Raw genomic sequence first — 17,794 nt, 5'->3', positions numbered from 1 at the left:
CGTCGGGGTCACCCCTCGAGCAGTGCGGTGGCGTCGAAGGCCGGGACGCCGGCCGGCGGAGGAGCGTCCTGGGGAGTCGGAGCGGGGTGTCCGGCGGCCAGTACGTACAGCGGGGTGTGGCCGGTGTTGTCCAGGCCGCAGCGGTCGGCGACCGCGGAGTCCCTGAAGGCACCGGTCTGGGCGGGGCCGAGGCCGAGGGCCGTCGCGGTCAGGGCGAAGGTCTGCCCCAGGTGTCCGGCGTCGAGCAGACAGACCCGGTAGGCGCGCGGCGTCGGGTACTTCACGCTCATCCGCTCCAGCCGCGCGGCGAGAACGACGAGGAAGGCGGGGCGCGCGGCCCACGACTGGTCGGCGCAGAGGCGGGAGGCCTCCGCGGGCGTGAAGCCCTCGGAGAGCAGTTCGAGCGCGTGCCGCAAGCCGTTGTAGTGGTACCAGCCCGGGGACACGCCGCTGACGCCCAGGACACCTACATACGCGTCGATCTCCTGCCGGGAGCCGCCCTGCGGACTGGTCCGCCGGTACAGGGCGCCCCGCCCGCAGTCGATGAAGTCGACCGGGCCGAAGACCACGGCCAGCAGGGTGGCCAGTGTCTCCAGCGACACCGGCGCGCCGGTGAAGTCGCGGTGGGTACGGCGGTCGTACAGGACCTGCTCGAACGGGACCCGGAGCCCGGCCGGCCTGCGGGGCAACAGGAGCCGGGGAGCCTCCGGATGCCCTGTGAACAGGGGAGGCGGCGACTCCCGCACCGGTCCCCGCACGGGCCCCGCGGTGGCCGGCTCCCGTGCCTCGCCGGAGGGGGCCACGGCCTGCGGGGAGTCGTACACGTCCTGGGTGGCGTAGTGGAAGAACGACGCCTCGGGCATCCACGCGCCCCACTGCACGGCGATCCGTTCGTCGAGCTGCGCGGCCGCGCTGCCGTGGGCCAGCAGGGCTCCGCTCCGCACCAGCGTCTCGACCGCGTCCTCGACGGTGTCCGGGGTCAGGTGGCCGAGGTGTCCGGCGGCCTCGTCGGGAGTGCTCCAGTCCTCGAAGGCCGCCAGGATCTCCGCGGCGGCGGGGTGCAGTGCCGTGGGCGTGCCGTGCGGATGAGGGTGGACGACGAAGGCGCCGTCGTGCCAGTAGCAGGTCAGGCAACGGGAACGACGTAGACGCACGGTGACTCCTGCAAGGGGAATGTAGGGGAAAGACCGGTCATACGCGTGGGGCCGGGCAAGGGGGTACCCGGCCCCACGCGCGCGGTCACGCCTGGCGGTAGGCCCACGTCCAGTTCCAGGTGGAACCCTCACCGGCCTTGGGGCGGTCGGCCCGGATGGCGATCCGGTGCTTCATCTCGATCCTGCGCATTCTTCTTCACCTCCTTCTTCCTTGCTTCGGGGTTACTTCTCTGTACGTCGCCGCGACGGCATATCCATGACGCAGCACAAAATCGTCATGTGCAAGACCTGATTTCCCTAATCACTCTTTCGTGGTGGAATCCGTGGCCCTCGCTTTTCCTTCGAGTCGCATTCATGGGGAGCGTTATCACGCACTGTCAACTCGTTTCGTATACGGGAGGCGAGGTCCGCTGTAGATGATCGCCGCTGGTCAGGGCGTTATGAAGCGGCTGCTTGCCAATTTCTTTCAGTCATTTTTCGGCTACCTGTCGATGCGGGCGAAGCTCTCCGGAAGGTGTCATAACGTGCGGACATCGGCACTCGACGAGCGGGAGAAGCGGCCAGGCAATGTGTCCATTCATTGCGGGCCGGGTGCCGGACCACTGAAATCGTGAAGGGGAAGCATGACCGTTTTTTCGTCCAGCGAAATGGCCTCCGAAGTGTTCGGCCGGCTTTTCGGTGTGCTGCTGGAGGACGAGCAGTTCGTGGAGAAGGCGCGCAAGGAAGCTCTGTCGGTGCAGCTGGTGCACACCAAGCCCGACTGCCGGATCTTCGTCTCGTCCGAGGGCGTCGTCCTCGGGGATGACGTGCCCTTCAAGGCCGCGATCACTCTCAAGATGTCCTGCGACACCGCGCACGCGCTGTGGTCGGGCCGGCTGCTGGTGCCCGCCGCCATCGCCACCGGCAAGGTCCGGATCCGCGGTCGCATCGCCAAGGTGCTGGAGCTGGTGCCGATGCTCCAGCCCGCCTTCGACAGCTACCCCACGATCGCCGCGGAGTCGGGCGTCGGCGCCTGACCCACCGCGTGCATCCCCCGACCGCCCCCGACGACACCTGTGACCGAGGAGCCACGAAACCCATGACCATCGACGTACCGGCAGAACTCTCCCCAGAGCTCAACTTCGACGTGCTGCCCCCGGATGTGCGGCAACTCAAGGGCGACGCGCGGCGGTTCGCGCAGGAGACCGTGAAGCCCCTGGTCGGTCAGCTCGACCAGGCGCCGGCGGAGGACTTCGACTGGGACGTGGTGCGCCGCGGCCACGAGATCGGTCTGACCCGGGCCGCCGTCCCCACCGACTACGGCGGTCTCGGGCTCGGCATGCTGGGAGTCGCCACCGCCCTGGAGGAAGTGGCCACCGTGTGCCCCGGCACCGCGCTCGTCTTCGGGGCCACCATGCTCGGCCAGGCCCCGCTCCTGCTCTCCGGCGACCCCCGCCTCCAGGCGCGCTACCTCCCGCTCTTCTCCGGCGACGAGCCGGTGCTCGCGTGCAACGCGGTGACGGAGGAGGACGCCGGGTGCGACCTGATCATCCCGGCCAACGCACAGCACGCACGCAACGTCATGACCGCGCGGCGGGACGGCGACCAGTACGTCCTCACCGGCAAGAAGCGGTTCATCACCAACGCCCGCTTCGCCGCCTTCGCCTCCGTGTTCGCGAACATGGAGGGCAGCCCCGGAGCCACCGGGCTCACCTCCTTCATCGTGCCCCTGAACCTCCCCGGCGTCGTACGCGGCCCGGTCGCCGACAAGATGGGCTACCGGGCCTGCCTGGGAAGCGAGTTGGAGTTCCACGAGGTCCGGGTGCCCGCCGAGAACATGATCGGCGGGGAGGGCGAGGGCATGCCCATCAACATGGCCCAGAGCAACATGGCCCGCGCCGCAGTCGCCGGCATCTCCACCGGTGTGGCCCGCGGCGCCCTGGAACAGGCCGTCGCCTGGGCCGGTGAACGCGTCCAGGGCGGTGAACTTCTGCACCGGCACCAGTTCACCGCGGCGAAGCTGGCCGGAATGAGCGCCCAGGTGGACGCCGCCCGCCTGCTGTACCTGCACGCGGCGAACACCGTGGACACCCAACTGCCTCCACCCGCCTACGAGCCGGCCGTCGCCAAGCTCTTCGCCGACCGGGCCGCCATCGACGTGGCCGACGCCGCTCTCTCCCTCGTCGGCGCGCGAGGCTACCTGCGCTCGTACGGAGTGGAGAAGATGCTCCGCGACGCCTACGGCACCCGCGTCTACGAGGGCACCCCCGAGGTCCTGGCGCTCACGATCACCGAGAGCCTCTACGCCGAGGACGACGCCGAATGAACACCGCCTCCCCCCTCGCGGGCGGTGACGGGCCCGCCCGCACCACCATCCCGACCTCCGCGGACCCGGCCGGCTCCCGCGCCCTGCGCTACGTCGCCGACATCATCGAACTCCACGAACGGCTCAGCTACCGGCAGCTGCCGGCGGAGATCGCCGGAACACCGCTGTACCACGCGGAGGACGTGCACAGCGGACTGATCACGCTCACCGCACGGGACAGCCAGATCCCCGCCCGGTACCTCAGAGGCATCCTCGGCTTCCGGCTGGCCCAGTACCTGCGGCTGAGCTGGATCTCGGCCGACCTCGTCTACCGGACGGCGGCGTACCACGAACCGCTGCCCCGACCGGGTCAGATGGAGAGCATCCACACGGTCACCCTCTGCTCGCGCACCGGAAGGATCCGCGGCTACGTCGGGCTGAGCTGTTCGGCGGACCCCGTGAGCCTGCCCCTCGACTCGCCACGGCGCGCCCTGTTCCCGACCGAGGCCGCCCATGGCATCGACCTGCTGGGACAGTACGCGCGCCTGGGTCTGGGGACCCATCAGGTCTTCGAGCTCAAGCGCTTCCTGCGTGACCAGTCGATGCCACTCGGGATCCAGCACGACCGGGTGCCGTGGCACCTCATGCTCGGTATGGGTGAGGCGATGATCCAGCTCGACGACTCGATCCGCCTCGTGCTCGGCGACGCCAAGGAACACGTGGCCCTGCGCCATCTGCGGCTGGCCGGTTTCGACCTGCATGTCGTCGAGGACACCTCCCCGAGCCTGCCCTCGTCGGACCCGCTGGCGCCGATCTACCACCAGGGCGTCCTGGCCAAGCCCTTCGTCGCCCCGGTGCCCCAGGACCTGCCCTGGTACCGCGACGTCGTCCGGTCGTACATGGACGGCAGCAGCGATCTGACCTCGTACCACGAGATGGTCGCCCGGCTCGCCGGACGCAGACAGGCGGTGGGCGGCTCCCTGATCCCCCGCCAGCGAGGAGGTGCCGCATGACCCCAAAGAGCACGGACCTGCCGCCGGCGGGCAGCGGGGAGTCGGGACCGCACCGCGTCTTCTACGAGGAGCTCGTCACCCGCAACGCGGGGGTCGTCTCCGCCGACGAGCAGCTGGCGCTGCGCAACGCCACGATCCTGGTGGCGGGCTGCGGGTCGATCGGAGGCGCCGCCGTGGAGCCGCTGACCCGGCTCGGAGCGCAGCGGTTCCTGGTGGCGGACCCCGGAACGTTCGAGCTGAACAACCTCAACCGCCAGAGCGCGGTCGCTGCCGACATCGAGCAGAACAAGGCCGCCGGCGCGGCGGAACGCATCATGTCGATCAACCCGCACGCCCGGGTGAGCGTATTCACCGAGGGGGTGACCGCGGCGACCGTGCAGCGGCTCACCGCGTCCTGTCAGATCGTCATCGACGGGGTGGACGTCACCACCGCCGACGGATGGCACGCGAAGCACCTCCTGCACCGCGTGGCGGTCCAGCGGAAGCTCCCTCTCATCACCGGCTGGGACATGGCCGGAACCCAGTACGTGCGCTGCTACGACTACCGGCGCATCCGGGAGCCCTTCGCCGGAGCCATCACCCTGGCCGACATCGAGCGCGTGGACACCTGGGAACTCCTGCGCCGCGCGGTGCCGCTGCGCCGGGTGCCGGCCGAGATGCTGGCGGAGATCCGGGCGAACCACCTGCGTCCGGACTACAGCTTCCCCCAAGTCGCCTACACCGCGGCGGCGTTCGGAGTGCTGAGCTCCCACATGGCCGTACGCGTCCTCGCCGGGAAGCGGGTGCGTCAGGAGATCGGTCTGGACGTGCACCAGATGGCCCGGCCGCTCGGCGAGCGCTGGCTCACCCGCCTGCGACGGCCGGTCGAACTGGCGGCCCTGGTGCCGCCGATGCTCCGCCTCATGCGCCGATCCGGCGCGCGCTGAACGCGACCGCGCACGCTTCACCGGCGGCGTTCCCCGCGGGCTCCCGCGGGGCCGCCGCCGGTGTCCGGCCGCGGCGACACCCTCCAGGAAAAGGCAATCATGCATGTCTCCAAGCGGAGCGTCCTGTGGACGTTCCTCTGCTGTGGCCTCGGCGTGGCCATGGTCTCCCTCGACAATCTGGTCGTCATCACCGCCCTGCCCGCGATCCGCGAGAGCCTCGGCGGCGACATCCAGCAACTCGAGTGGACCGTCAACGCCTACACACTCACCTACGCCGTCCTGATGCTCCCCGGTGCGGCGCTGGGGGACCGGTTCGGACGGCGGCGGATGTTCGTGGTGGGCCTGGGCGTCTTCACCGCCGCGTCGGCCGCCGCGGCTCTCGCCCCCGGCATCGGCGAGCTCATCGCGGCCCGCGCCCTGCAGGGCCTCGGCGCCGCCGCGCTGATGCCCCTCAATCTGACCCTGCTCACGGCGGTCGCTCCGCCCGCGCGCCGCGGCGCCGTCCTCGGGGCGCTGAGCGCCGTCGAGGGCCTGGCCATCGCGATGGGGCCGCTCGTCGGCGGGGTGATGGTGGAGCACCTCACCTGGCAGTGGATCTTCTGGATCAACGTACCCATCGGTCTCGTCCTGCTGCCTCTCGGCCGGTGGAAGCTCGCCGAGAGCCGCGGCCCCAACTCCCGGCTCGATCTGGTCGGGACCGTACTGGCCGGTGCCGGTCTCTTCGGCATCGTGTTCGGCCTCATCCAGGGCCCCACGGACGGCTGGACGAGCCCTCATGTCCTGACCGCGCTGGCCGGGGGCGCCCTGGTCGTGGCCGCGTTCGTCGCCTGGGAACTCCGTACCGACATGCCCATGTTCCCCATGCGGCTGTTCCGCCACCGCACCTTCAGCGGCATGAACGCCGCGGGGCTGCTGATGTTCGCGGGCATGTTCGGGTCGGTCTTCCTCCTCACCCAGTTCTTCCAAGGCCCGCGCGGCTACTCCCCGATGGAGGCCGGCCTGCGCATCCTTCCCTGGACGGCGGTGCCGATCTTCGTCGCACCGATCGTGGGATTCCTCTCCGACCGGATCGGCAGCCGTTCCATCGTGGCGATCGGCCTGACCTTCCAGGCCTGCGGGCTGGGCTGGATCGCCGCCCGCGTCTCACCGGACGTGGACTACGTCTCCCTGGTACCGGCCCTGGTCCTGTGCGGGCTCGGCATGACCTTCTACTTCTCCCCGACCGCGAACCTGGTGATGAGCTCGGTCGACGCCCAGGACCGGGGGATGGCCTCGGGCGCGGTCAACTCGCTGCGCGAGCTGGGCGGTGTCCTCGGAGTCGCCGTGCTCGCCTCCGTGTTCACCGCGCACGGTGACCTCGCCACGCCGGGCCGGTTCACCGACGGCATGATCCCCGCCCTGTGGACCGGCGCGTGCCTCATCGCCGTCGGCGCTGTCGCGGTCCTCACGACACCGAGGCGCCCGAAAACGGAACGGACCGCCGGGAGGGACACCGGCATGAGGATTTCCGGCGCCGAGAGCGCCCAGGCCTGACGCCCGGCCCTTCGTCGGCCGGCCCGGACCGAAGGTCCGGATCACCGCAGAGTGTTTCCACGCTCCAGAGGAGAGGAGAGACCGATCACCGCATCCGTCCGCGTCCTGCTCGTCGACGACCGAGCCATCACCAGGACCGGCATCCGCGCCATTCTCGACCAGAACGGGGCCATCGAGGTGGTCGGGGAGGCCTCCGACGCCGCGGCCGCCGAGCGCGAGGTGCTCCGCCTCAGCCCCGGAGTGGTGCTCGCCGACGCACAGTCACCCGGCCTCGACGTCGTCGGTATGGTCGCCGCACTGACCGCACGGTGCGGGGACACGATGCCGGCCGTCCTCCTGACCGCCCAGGGCACCGGTTCCACCACGCGGGAGGCGTTACGGGCCGGTGCCAAGGGCGTCGTCCTGAGCAGCGCCACCCCGGAACAGCTGGTCTCCGCCGTCCACATGGTCTCGGCGGGATACGCCGTCTACACCGCGGCCGGACTCCGGGACGGCGCGGGCGCCGGGGAGCCGTGGCCCGCGACCGCCTCCCGGCCGGGGCCGGACGCGGACCGTGCACGCGCCGGGCTGCTGACGCGCCGGGAGCACGAGGTGCTCCAGCTCCTCGCCCGCGGCCTCAGCAACGCCGAGATGTCCGCCGAACTCGTGGTGAGCGAGAGCACGGTGAAGTCACATGTGCAGAACCTGCTCGACAAGCTGCACCTGCGCAACCGGGTGCACGCGGTGATCTACGCACACCGGACGGGACTGGCGCCCGCCCTCTGCGCCTGCTCCGGACCGCAGCGGACCGGAGCGGCCTGAGCACAGCGCCCTCACACGACCACGGAGCCCCTGCCGGACCGACGTCCGGCAGGGGCTCCGTGGTCAGCCCAGCGCCTCCAGCAGATATCCCCGCCGGCTGGCGGTGCGGACCCGCAGCCCCAGCGGCAGGACGCGGCGCCGGATCCTCATCACGTGCAGGTCCAGGGCGTTCCGGCTCGCGGTGCTGCCCCGTGTGCTCAGCAGCGTGAGCAGCTCGTCCCGGCCCACCAGGCCTCCGAAGCGCTGCACCAGCGGCCGCAACAGGTACATCTCCGTCGGGGACACCGGCACGACCCGGCTGCAGTACCTGAGCAGACCGTCGTGGTCCAGCGCCGGCACGTCGTGCGACAACGCTCTGGCGCGCAGGGCCGAGACGCGTGCGGCGAAGTCCTCCCGGGTGATCGGTGATCGGACCCAGTCCTCCCGCACGTCCGTCGACACGGGCGGCGTCGCCCCGTTCTCGATCACGAGGAGACGGAGGGCGCCCTTGTGCCGGAAGTGCTCCAGCTTCGACGCTTCGAGGGGCCAGCGAACTACGTGAACCTGTTCCTCGTCCGAGGACGGTTGAGGCCTTTTGGTGTGCGGCACGAATCTCCCTTTCCGAATTTTGCAGGAGAACGGGAAAGTCATCCGTGAGCTGCCCTGGCCCCTACTGTGCATTGATTTATTTTTGAAGTGCACCGGAGTCCGAGGTCGGCGTTGGAAGTGTTCTCTGCAGCCTCTTTCTTCACTATGCAGCATTCCTGAGTGTTGTGGCAATAAGCAATAATCGAAGGCATTGTACGACAAGTCAGAAAGAATTTGATCATGGTGCTGAGCTCGGCATACTGTACGTGCAGAGGAGGTGGGGCGGCTTCCTGTGCTGTCGGTTGCGCCCCTTGCGCCCCCCTAACGGACGAGAACCCGCTGAAAGGGGGAGGCGATAATTCGACACAATAGCCGAGGTGCACAGGAGGTGGCGGCGCATAGATTGAGTTGCGGTTGCGGGAGATGAATCCGTAGCCGCTAACTCGGCCGTGTCTCTGTGGCATTCCGTGCGCCCGTCCGGCGGCTACGGCATTTTCAAGCCACACGCGGTGCAAAGGAATGGGGAGATGGTATGTGTGTGACCGTGGAAACGAATGCATTTCGCGGCGGGGAGGAGTCCGGGCGGCCGGACTCCCACGACAACCCGGCCCAGGTGGCCGGTACCCGCGATCTGATGCTCGCCGTGGTGAGGCTCACCGCGGCCGGGCTGAGCGCGTGTGCGTGGTCGGCCGGCGGCTCCGGCAAGGGGGTCGGCCGTGCGGCGTACGGTCGGTGAAACCGAGCGGTCCCGCGACCGGGTCGGGAACGACGTGCTGGTGACCGGTATGGGAGCCACCACCCCGCTCGGCGCCGACGTCGCGGGCACCTGGGACGGGCTGCTGGCGGGCCGGTCCGGGATCTCCCCGATCATCGCTCCCTGGGTCACGCGGCTGCCGGTCCACATCGCCGGCACCATGCTCCAGGATCCGTACGCCGAGGTGGACCGGGTGCAGCGCCGCCGGCTGGACCGGAGCCAGGCGGCGGCCCTGGTCGCGGCCAGGGAGGCGTGGTCCGACGCGGGGCCGCCGGAGGTCGAACCCGAACGGCTGGCCGTCGTGGTGGGCACCGGGATCGGCGGCGCGCTGACCATACTGGACCAGCACGACCGCATGGGGGAGCGCGGGCAGCGTGCCGTATCCCCGTACACCGTCCCGCGGCTGATGCCCAACGGCCCTTCGGCCGTGGTCAGCCTGCTGCTCGGAGCGCGTGCCGGTACCCATGCCCCGACCAGTGCGTGCGCCTCGGGCGCCGAGGCGATCGCGGTGGGCGCCCTGCTGATCCGAGCCGGCCGCGCCGATGTGGTGGTGGCCGGGGGCACGGACGCCTGTATCCATCCGCTCTCACTCGGCGCGTTCGCGCAGATGCGCGCCCTGTCGCTGCGCAACGACGCACCCGACCGGGCGTCCCGGCCGTTCGACCGGAGGCGGGACGGCTTCGTGATGTCCGAGGGCGCGGGAATGGTCGTGCTGGAACGGGGCGACTTCGCACGTGCGCGGGGCGCGCGCGTCCACGCGGCGCTGGCGGGGGCAGGTGTCACGTCCGACGCCCACGACATCACGCTGCCCGACGCGGCGGGCCAGGCGCGGGCGATCGATGAGGCGTTGCGCGACGCGGGACTGACCGGCGGCGACATCGGCCACGTCAACGCACACGCGACAGGCACACCCCAGGGCGATATCGCCGAGTCCCGGGCCCTGACGGCCGCGGTGGGCGATCACCCGGTGGTCACGGCCCCGAAGTCCGCCACGGGCCATCTGCTGGGCGCCTCGGGCGCGGTGGAGGCGATCCTCACCGTGCTCGCGCTCAAGGAGTCGCTGGTGCCGCCGGTGCGCAACCTGGAGGAGATCGGGGACGGCATCGGCCTCGACCTGGTGACCGGCGTACCACGCAAGGCCGACGCCGGCGCGGCCCTGTCGACGTCCTTCGGCTTCGGCGGGCACAACGTGGTGCTGGCCTTCACCCGTGGCTGAATACCGGCCGCTAGCGGGCCGCTGCCCGCTCCCTCACCGGGACGAGGTGACGGGCGACGTCATCAGGATGGGTGAGCTGGGGGTAGTGGCCGGCCGACGCGATCTCGGTGACCGGCAGGACGCTCGGCTCCTCCAGCGGGTCCTGCGCTCCGACGACGAGTTCCACCGGCACCGTGACACGGTGCAGGGCGCTCCGGAGCGCACCGCGCTGTCCGTACGCCGAACGCAGGGCGGCCACCACCCGGACCGCCGCCCCCGACCGGCGCAGGTCCGCCACCGGCCCCTCGAGGTAACCGTCGTGCGGCAGCCCCAGCGATCCGGCCAGCCGCTCGGCGGACATCCCGCGCAGGACGGGTACGGCGAGAGGTGAGCGCATCAGCCACGAGGAGGCGGGCTGGAGGAAGGCCGGGGAGACGAGGACCAGCGCGCCCACGCGCTCGGGGTGCCGCAGTGCGTAACGCAGGGCCGGCCCGCAGGAGTAGGAGTGCGCGACCAGGACCGGCCGGCCCCGGACCGGTGCGAGAAGGGCGCTCAGCCAGTTGTCGTGCGACTGCCTGGCGGGTGCGGACCGCCCGAAGCCCGGCAGGTCGGCCGCCAGGGTGGAGGCGTCCACCCGGTCGGCCACGGGCGCCCAGGAGTCGGCATCGACCGGGAGCCCGTGCAGGAAGACATAACCCGGCTCCTCCCGGTCGCCCGTCACCCAGGTCCGGTCCGTGCCGACCTGCTGGAAGCCGTACGGGCCGCGCGGTGCCCGGACCCGGCCGAAGCGGGCGGCGACCAGGTCGTCCGTCCACCCGCGCAGGGCATCGTGCACCGGCGGCATCTCGAGGCCGCAGGACTCCGCGAACTTCCGTGCGGACGACGTGTCGTAGCGGTCGGTGGAGAGGAACGACAGGGTCTCGGGGTCCGCCCTGGTGAGTGCGCGGGGCAGCCGCTTCAGGAGACCGAGGGGAACGGACCGGTGCGGCGCCCGCACCCCCATGTGCTCGGCGAGCAGTGCGACGAGCTCGGGCAGTCGGGGTGTGGCGTCGTCCAGCAGCCAGTAGGTGTTGTCCGCGCTCTCCTGATGCTCGGGAAGGGAGGCCAGGAACTGGACGAAGTAGTCGAGCGTGACGACCGGAAGGAAGATGTCCGGGCCGCCGGGCAGTGCGGCGAGGCGGCCCCGCCAGAGCTCCCCGACCAGGTCTGCCAGGCCGACGTACTGCCCCTGACCGATCACCGTGCTGGGATTGGCGACCGTCAGCGGGACGCCCAGTTCACGAGCCCGGGCCCGCGTCGCGGTGTCGCCCTCACGCTTGGACGCCTCGTAGGCGCCGTCACGCGCGTAGTCGGGCGAGTCGGCGCCGGCCGCGGCCATGCGGTAGCCGCTGATGTGCACCACCCGGCGCAGGTGCGGGCGGGCCGAGGCCCACTCGATCACATGGACGGCGCCGTCCACGTTGACCGCCCTGGCTTCGGCCGGGTCCATGCCGAAGGCGAACCGCGCCGCCGTGTTGTACATGTCGCGCACCTCGCCCAAGTCCTGCTCGGGCAGGCCGAGTCCGGGCCGGGTGATGTCGGCGTGGACGACGGTGAGCCGACCGGTGTCCACCCGCTGGTCCGCGAGCCACCGGGTCAGCCGGTCACCGCCGCTGTGCACGGCCGCGGCGACCTCCTGGCCGCGGCGCAGGAGCTCCGCCACCAGGGAGCGGCCGATGAAGCCACCGGCACCGAGGACAACAGAGTTCGCGGGCATGCCATCTCCTAGCGGCCGGGCACGAGGTGACGTGGCGTCGGGGGGCGGAGCGGGCACACCGGCCCGCCCACGACACCTCCCACCGTACCGGCGATCTCACTCTCCGTGAACAACGCCTGGCGTGGCGTCACCCGAAAGCGCACCGGCCAGGCCGGCGGACCCCCCGTCAACCCACGCCCATGAACAGACCCTGAGAACCCAGCCGGGAGGCACCTCCATGCAGGTCCCGTATCTCCGCACCACCGACCCCGACCTCCCCACCGGCCGAAGGCCCCGGAACGGCCGCGTGTTCCGCCGGTCGGCGGTGCTGACGGCCCTCGGCCTCCTGTTCGCCCTCGTCGTCGCGTCAGCTCCGGACAGCCGCTCCCCGCTCACCGCCGGCTCCGCAGGCGTTCCGGACACCGGACACCCGCGCTGGAAGCGGGCGTTCCTCGCCTCCGTCGACCACCCCGACGCCCCGCCGCCGCGTGCCAACGACTGGAACTGCGAACCGGCCGCCCGGCACCCCAGGCCGGTCGTCCTCGTCCACGGCACGTACGAGAACGCCTTCAGCAACTGGAGCGCACTCTCGCCCCGGCTCAGGGCGGAGGGCTACTGCGTCTTCGCCGGCAACTTCGGTGCGCCGCGGGGGGACGTCGCCAAGGGCAGAGCCGCCATCCCCGACTCCGCGGTGGAGGTCGCCCGCTTCGTCGACCGGGTCCTCGACCGGACGGGAGCCCGCCAGGTCGACATGGTGGGCCACTCCCAGGGCGGCGGAATCCTGCCGCGCTACTACCTGAAATTCGCCGGCGGCACAGACCCGGGCCATCCCGCCCGCAACAAGGTGCACCACTTGATCGGCATCTCCCCGGCCAACCACGGCAGCACCGTGTCCGGGCTCGCCACCCTCGCCCAGCGGCTGCGCATCCTCGCCCCGGTCGCCGAATTCGGCGGGCAGGCACTGGCCGACCAGACGATCGGATCGGCCGTCAACCGCCGGCTCGACGCGGGCGGCGACACCGTGCGCGGCGTGCACTACACCACGCTCGTCACGCGGTGGGACAGGATCGTCACCCCGTACGAGCGCCAGTACCTCCGCCCCGGTCCCTCCGCCGGCCAGGTCACCAACATCACCGTCCAGGACGTCTGCCCGCGGGCCCGCACGGGGCACATGGGCAGCCCTTACGACCCCGTGGTCCTGCGCCTGGTGAGCAACGCCCTCGACCCCGCGACGGCACGACGCCCCGACTGCGGCCCGAACCCGGCCGCCTCCCCCTGAGCTGCCGTCGCCGAGGGGCGGCGCGAAGCGGCCCGGCCCCGCTCCTCAGGAGGAGCGGGGCCGGGCCTCGGTACTGCTCGCCTATGCCGACGCGGGCGGATACAGCGCGCGCGGCAGCTTCGAGGCCGCCGCCGCGTCCAGCAGCCACAGCGTGCGGCTGCGGCCGTAGGCCCCCGCCGCCGGTGCCTGGATCTCCCCGGCCCCGGACAGCACGATCTCGGCCGCCTCCGCCTTGTCCTCGCCCGCGGCCAGGAGCCACACCTCACGCGCCGCCCGGATGGCGGGCAGCGTGAGCGAGACGCGGGTGGGCGGCGGCTTGGGAGCGCCGTGCACACCGACGACGGTGCGCTCGGTCTCCCGCACCGCGGGCAGCTCCGGGAAGAGCGACGCGACATGCGTGTCCGGCCCGACGCCCAGCATCAGCACGTCGAACGCCGGCACGGGGCCGTGGTCCTCCGGGCCCGCCGCGGCGGCGAGTTCCGCCGCGTACCCCGCGGCCGCGGAGTCGGCGTCGCCGCCGTACGGCCCGTCGGAAGCGGGCATCGCGTGGACCCGGGAGGGGTCCAGCTCCACCTTGTCCAGCAGGGCCTCACGGGCCTGCGTGACATTGCGCTCGGGATCGCCCTCCGGGAGGAACCGCTCGTCGCCCCACCACAGATCGAGCCGCGACCAGTCGACGGCGTCCCGGGCCGGTGAGCCGGCGAGCGCGGCCAGCAGGCCGTTGCCGTTGCGCCCGCCGGTGAGGACCACCGAGGCGGAACCGCGAGCGGCCTGGGCGTCCACGATCTTCGTGATCAGCCTGGCCGCCGCGGCCTGGGCCATCAGCTCCTTGTCGCGGTGCACGACGAGCTGCGGAGCACTCACTTCGACGCCGCCTTCTTGGCCGCCGCCTTCTTCGCGGCAGGGGCGGCGGAACCCGCAGGCTCCGGCCGCTTCTGCCCCGCACCGACGGACGACGGCTCCGTGGGCCCGCCGAGGCGCTCCACGCCGAACTTCACCGTGGCCTCGTAGATGTTGTCCGGGTCCAGACGGCGCAGCTCCTCCGCGAGGAGCTCGGCGGTCTCCCGCCGCTTCAGCGCGACCGCACGGTCCGGCTGCCCGGCCATGCAGAGCGTCGCCAGCGAACCGTCGGGACGGTCCAGGACGATCACGCCGTTCTTTGTCTCCAGCCGCACGGCCGTCAGACCGGGGCCACCGGAGAGGGTGCGCTCCACCGGCACCCCGAGACGGTCCGCGAGCCACATGGCCAGCAGTTCGCAGCTCGGGTTGTCGGACTCGCCCTCGACCGTCGCCGAGACGACCTTCGCCGGCTGCTGATCGAGCGCCGCCGCCAGCATCGAGCGCCACGGCGTGATGCGCGTCCAGGCCAGGTCGGTGTCCCCGGGCCGGTACGTCGCCGCGCGCACCGACAGCTCGTCGAGCGGGTGCTCGGCGGAGTACGTGTCGGTGATACGGCGCTGGGCGAGCGCGCCCAGCGGGTCCTTGGCCGGGTCCGCCGGAGCGTCCTCGGGCCACCACGCCACCACCGGAGCATCCGGCAGCAGCAGCGGCAGGACGACGGACTGGGCGTGGTTGGCCAGCTCACCGTGCAGACGCAGGACGACGGTCTCCCCCGAGCCGGCGTCGGAGCCGACCCGGATCTCGGCGTCGAGCCGGGCGTCGCGGCGGGCACGCGGCGAACGGCTGACCCGCTTGATCACCACGATGATCCGCGAGGGGTGCTCGCGCGAGGAGTCGCTCGCCGCCTTGAGCGAGTCGTAGGCGTTCTCCTCGTCCGTGACGATGACGAGGGTGAGGACCATGCCGACGGCGGGGGAGCCGATTGACCGGCGGGCCGAGATGAGGGCCTGGTTGATCTTGCTGGACGTGGTTTCCGTGAGATCGATCTTCATGGCCGGCGCCAGCTCCGTCCGTCGCGTGCGAGCATGTCGTCGGCCTCGGCCGGACCCCACGTGCCGGCCGCGTACTGGGCGGGCTTGCCGTGCTTGTCCCAGTACTCCTCGATCGGGTCGAGGATGTTCCAGGAGAGCTCGACCTCCTGGTGCCGCGGGAAGAGGTTGGCGTCGCCGAGCAGGACATCGAGGATGAGCCGCTCGTACGCCTCCGGGCTGGACTCCGTGAAGGACTCGCCGTAGGCGAAGTCCATCGTGACGTCCCGTACCTCCATGGAGGTGCCGGGCACCTTGGATCCGAACCGGACCGTGACCCCCTCGTCGGGCTGCACGCGGATGACCAGGGCGTTGCCGCCGAGCTCCTCCGTGGCACCGGACTCGAAGGGGAGGTACGGGGCGCGCTTGAAGACGACCGCGATCTCGGTGACCCGGCGGCCGAGGCGCTTGCCGGTACGGAGATAGAACGGGACGCCCGCCCAGCGGCGGTTGTTGATCGTCAGCTTGATCGCGGCGAAGGTGTCGGTCTTCGACTTGGGGTCGATGCCGTCTTCCTCGAGGTAGCCGGGCACCTCCTGGCCGCCCTGCCACGCGTGCGTGTACTGCCCGCGCACCGTGTGCTTGCCGAGGTCCTCGGGCAGCTCCACCGCCGTGAGCACCTTCAGCTTCTCGGCGACCAGGGCCTTGGGGTGGAAGGAGCCGGGCTCCTCCATCGCCGTCAGCGCCAGCAGCTGGAGCAGGTGGTTCTGGATGACGTCACGGGCAGCGCCGATGCCGTCGTAGTAACCGGCCCGGCCGCCGATGCCGATGTCCTCGGCCATCGTGATCTGGACGTGGTCGACGTACGACCTGTTCCAGATCGGCTCCCACATCGTGTTGGCGAAACGCAGCGCCAGGATGTTCTGGACCGTCTCCTTGCCGAGGTAGTGGTCGATACGGAAGACCTCGTTCGGCGGGAAGACGTCGTGCACGAGCTGGTTCAGCTCCTGCGCGCTCTCCAGGTCGTGACCGAACGGCTTCTCGATGACCGCCCGCCGCCAGCTGCCTTCCTTCTGGTCGGCCAGCCCGTGCTTCTTGAGCTGCTGGACGACCTTGGGGAAGAACTTCGGCGGCACGGAGAGGTAGAAGGCGAAGTTGCCGCCCGTACCCTGCGCCTTGTCGAGCTCCTCGATCGTCGCCCTGAGGGTCTCGAAGGCCTCGTCGTCGTCGAAGTTGCCCTGGACGAAGCGCATGCCCTGGCTGAGCTGCTGCCAGACCTCTTCGCGGAACGGGGTTCGGGAATGCTCTTTCACGGCGTCATGGACGACCTGGGCGAAGTCTTCGTCCTCCCAGTCGCGGCGTGCGAAGCCGATGAGCGAGAAGCCCGGTGGCAGCAGGCCGCGATTGGCCAGGTCGTAGACAGCGGGCATCAGCTTTTTACGGGACAAATCGCCCGTGACGCCAAAGATCACCAGGCCCGACGGCCCCGCGATACGCGGGAGCCGTCGGTCCTGAGCGTCACGGAGCGGGTTGGCTCCGGGAACACCAGACAAGGTGGTCAGCCCTCCGAAGGAGCGAGGCGCTTGAGCTCGGCCTCGGTCGACTTGAGCAGATCGTTCCAGGCGGCCTCGAACTTGTCGACGCCCTCGTCCTCGAGCAGCTGGACGACGTCGTCGTAGCTGACCCCGAGCTTCTTGATCGCGTCGAGGTCGGCGCGCGCCTGGTCGTAGCCACCGGCGACGGTGTTGCCGGTGATGTCACCGTGGTCGGCCACGGCCTCCAGCGTCGCCTCCGGCATGGTGTTCACCGTGTTCGGCGCGACGAGGTCGTCGACGTACAGGGTGTCCTTGAGGGACGGGTCCTTGACACCGGTGGAGGCCCACAGCGGACGCTGCTTGTTGGCGTGCGCCTTGTCGAGGGCGGCCCAGCGGTCGCCCGCGAAGACCTGCTCGTACGCCTCGTAGGCCAGACGGGCGTTGGCGAGGGCGGACTTGCCCTTCGCGGCCTTCGCCTCGTCGCTGCCCACCGCGTCCAGCCGCTTGTCGATCTCGGTGTCCACGCGGGACACGAAGAAGGAGGCGACCGAGTGGATCTTGGAGAGGTCCAGGCCGGCGGCCTTCGCCTTCTCCAGGCCCGCCAGGTAGGCGTCCATGACCTCGCGGTAGCGCTCCAGCGAGAAGATCAGGGTCACGTTGACGCTGATGCCCCGCCCGATGGTCTCCGTGATCGCCGGCAGGCCCGCCTTGGTCGCCGGGATCTTGATGAGCGTGTTCGGCCGGTCCACCAGCCAGGCCAGCTGCTTGGCCTCGGCGACCGTGGCCAGGGTGTTGTGGGCCAGGCGCGGGTCGACCTCGATGGAGACCCGGCCGTCCTGGCCGTCCGTCGCGTCGAAGACCGGACGCAGGATGTCGGCGGCGTCACGGACGTCCGCGGTCGTGATCATGCGGATCGCCTCCTCGACCGTCACCTTGCGGGCGGCGAGGTCGGTGAGCTGCTGGTCGTAACCGTCGCCCTGGGAGATCGCCTTCTGGAAGATCGACGGGTTGGTCGTGACACCCACGACGTGGCTCTGGTCGATCAGCTCGGCGAGGTTGCCGGACGTGATCCGCTTGCGCGACAGGTCGTCCAGCCAGATCGCCACGCCCTCGTCGGAGAGGCGCTTGAGTGCGTCTGTCATGAGAATTG

The 17,794-nt window shown here is 70.8% G+C and carries 16 protein-coding genes; 9 read left to right on the top strand and 7 right to left on the bottom strand.

Annotated features, from left to right (window positions below; all coding sequences use genetic code 11):
* Positions 1-8 precede the first annotated feature (8 nt).
* Positions 9-1,154, bottom strand: coding sequence for a SagB/ThcOx family dehydrogenase (locus ACIQM3_RS21975; protein WP_401626791.1), 1,146 nt, complete (start codon positions 1,152-1,154; stop codon positions 9-11).
* Positions 1,155-1,777: 623 nt separating this feature from the next.
* Here ACIQM3_RS21975 and ACIQM3_RS21970 point away from each other — a divergent pair.
* From ACIQM3_RS21970 to ACIQM3_RS21945, 6 genes are all read left to right on the top strand, one after another.
* A complete protein-coding gene (locus ACIQM3_RS21970) occupies positions 1,778-2,170 on the top strand; it encodes a hypothetical protein (protein ID WP_401626789.1) in 393 nt (130 codons plus the stop codon).
* A 62-nt stretch (positions 2,171-2,232) separates the two neighbouring features.
* Positions 2,233-3,459, top strand: coding sequence for an acyl-CoA dehydrogenase family protein (locus ACIQM3_RS21965; RefSeq protein WP_401626788.1), 1,227 nt, complete (start codon positions 2,233-2,235; stop codon positions 3,457-3,459).
* Positions 3,456-4,451: a hypothetical protein gene (locus ACIQM3_RS21960; RefSeq protein WP_401626787.1), complete on the top strand. Its 996-nt coding sequence runs from the start codon at positions 3,456-3,458 to the stop codon at positions 4,449-4,451. The genes ACIQM3_RS21965 and ACIQM3_RS21960 overlap by 4 nt, the downstream gene beginning before the upstream one ends.
* Entirely contained in the window at positions 4,448-5,377 is a 930-nt protein-coding gene (locus ACIQM3_RS21955; RefSeq protein ID WP_401626786.1) for a ThiF family adenylyltransferase, read from the top strand. Before ACIQM3_RS21960 ends, ACIQM3_RS21955 begins: the two co-directional genes overlap by 4 nt.
* Positions 5,378-5,476: 99 nt before the next feature.
* Complete coding sequence (locus ACIQM3_RS21950) at positions 5,477-6,910, top strand: MFS transporter (protein ID WP_401626784.1); 1,434 nt, start codon at positions 5,477-5,479, stop codon at positions 6,908-6,910.
* Positions 6,911-6,961: 51 nt separating this feature from the next.
* On the top strand, positions 6,962-7,711 hold the full coding sequence (locus ACIQM3_RS21945) for a LuxR C-terminal-related transcriptional regulator (RefSeq protein ID WP_401626782.1): 750 nt from the start codon (positions 6,962-6,964) through the stop codon (positions 7,709-7,711).
* Between the two features lie 63 nt (positions 7,712-7,774).
* On the opposite strand, the gene ACIQM3_RS21940 is transcribed toward ACIQM3_RS21945, so the two are convergent.
* Positions 7,775-8,299: a helix-turn-helix domain-containing protein gene (locus tag ACIQM3_RS21940; RefSeq protein WP_401626781.1), complete on the bottom strand. Its 525-nt coding sequence runs from the start codon at positions 8,297-8,299 to the stop codon at positions 7,775-7,777.
* A gap of 517 nt (positions 8,300-8,816) precedes the next feature.
* On the opposite strand from ACIQM3_RS21940, the gene ACIQM3_RS21935 reads away from it, so the two are divergent.
* Both ACIQM3_RS21935 and ACIQM3_RS21930 read left to right on the top strand, forming a co-directional pair.
* Positions 8,817-9,014 (top strand): hypothetical protein, encoded by a 198-nt coding sequence (locus tag ACIQM3_RS21935; protein ID WP_401626779.1) that lies wholly within the window; start codon positions 8,817-8,819, stop codon positions 9,012-9,014.
* Positions 8,995-10,248, top strand: a complete 1,254-nt coding sequence (locus ACIQM3_RS21930) for a beta-ketoacyl-[acyl-carrier-protein] synthase family protein (protein WP_401626777.1) — start codon at positions 8,995-8,997, stop codon at positions 10,246-10,248. The genes ACIQM3_RS21935 and ACIQM3_RS21930 overlap by 20 nt, the downstream gene beginning before the upstream one ends.
* Before the next feature lie 10 nt (positions 10,249-10,258).
* Here ACIQM3_RS21930 and ACIQM3_RS21925 read toward each other — a convergent pair whose 3' ends face one another.
* A complete protein-coding gene (locus ACIQM3_RS21925; RefSeq protein ID WP_401626775.1) occupies positions 10,259-11,983 on the bottom strand; it encodes an alpha/beta fold hydrolase in 1,725 nt (574 codons plus the stop codon).
* A 217-nt stretch (positions 11,984-12,200) separates the two neighbouring features.
* Here ACIQM3_RS21925 and ACIQM3_RS21920 point away from each other — a divergent pair, with 217 nt between their 5' ends.
* On the top strand, positions 12,201-13,241 hold the full coding sequence (locus ACIQM3_RS21920) for an esterase/lipase family protein (RefSeq protein WP_401626773.1): 1,041 nt from the start codon (positions 12,201-12,203) through the stop codon (positions 13,239-13,241).
* Between the two features lie 81 nt (positions 13,242-13,322).
* Here the strand turns inward: ACIQM3_RS21920 and pgl are convergent, their stop codons facing one another.
* From pgl to tal, 4 genes are read right to left on the bottom strand one after another with little or no spacing between them, the layout of a single operon-like run.
* Positions 13,323-14,105, bottom strand: coding sequence for a 6-phosphogluconolactonase (gene pgl / locus ACIQM3_RS21915; protein ID WP_401626771.1), 783 nt, complete (start codon positions 14,103-14,105; stop codon positions 13,323-13,325).
* A complete protein-coding gene (opcA, locus tag ACIQM3_RS21910; RefSeq protein ID WP_401626770.1) occupies positions 14,102-15,133 on the bottom strand; it encodes a glucose-6-phosphate dehydrogenase assembly protein OpcA in 1,032 nt (343 codons plus the stop codon). Before opcA ends, pgl begins: the two co-directional genes overlap by 4 nt.
* The gene (zwf, locus tag ACIQM3_RS21905) at positions 15,130-16,662 is read right to left on the bottom strand and encodes a glucose-6-phosphate dehydrogenase (RefSeq protein ID WP_401626768.1); all 1,533 of its coding nucleotides are present in this window, start codon (positions 16,660-16,662) and stop codon (positions 15,130-15,132) included. Before zwf ends, opcA begins: the two co-directional genes overlap by 4 nt.
* A 5-nt stretch (positions 16,663-16,667) precedes the next feature.
* Positions 16,668-17,786 (bottom strand): transaldolase, encoded by a 1,119-nt coding sequence (tal, locus tag ACIQM3_RS21900; protein ID WP_401626766.1) that lies wholly within the window; start codon positions 17,784-17,786, stop codon positions 16,668-16,670.
* Between the last annotated feature and the right edge of the window lie 8 nt (positions 17,787-17,794).

Origin of the sequence: Streptomyces sp. NPDC091271, assembly GCF_044757505.1 — a bacterium.
GTDB lineage: Bacteria > Actinomycetota > Actinomycetes > Streptomycetales > Streptomycetaceae > Streptomyces.
The sequence above is the reverse complement of the archived record's forward strand: the minus strand, read 5'-3'. Positions and strand labels throughout refer to the sequence as shown.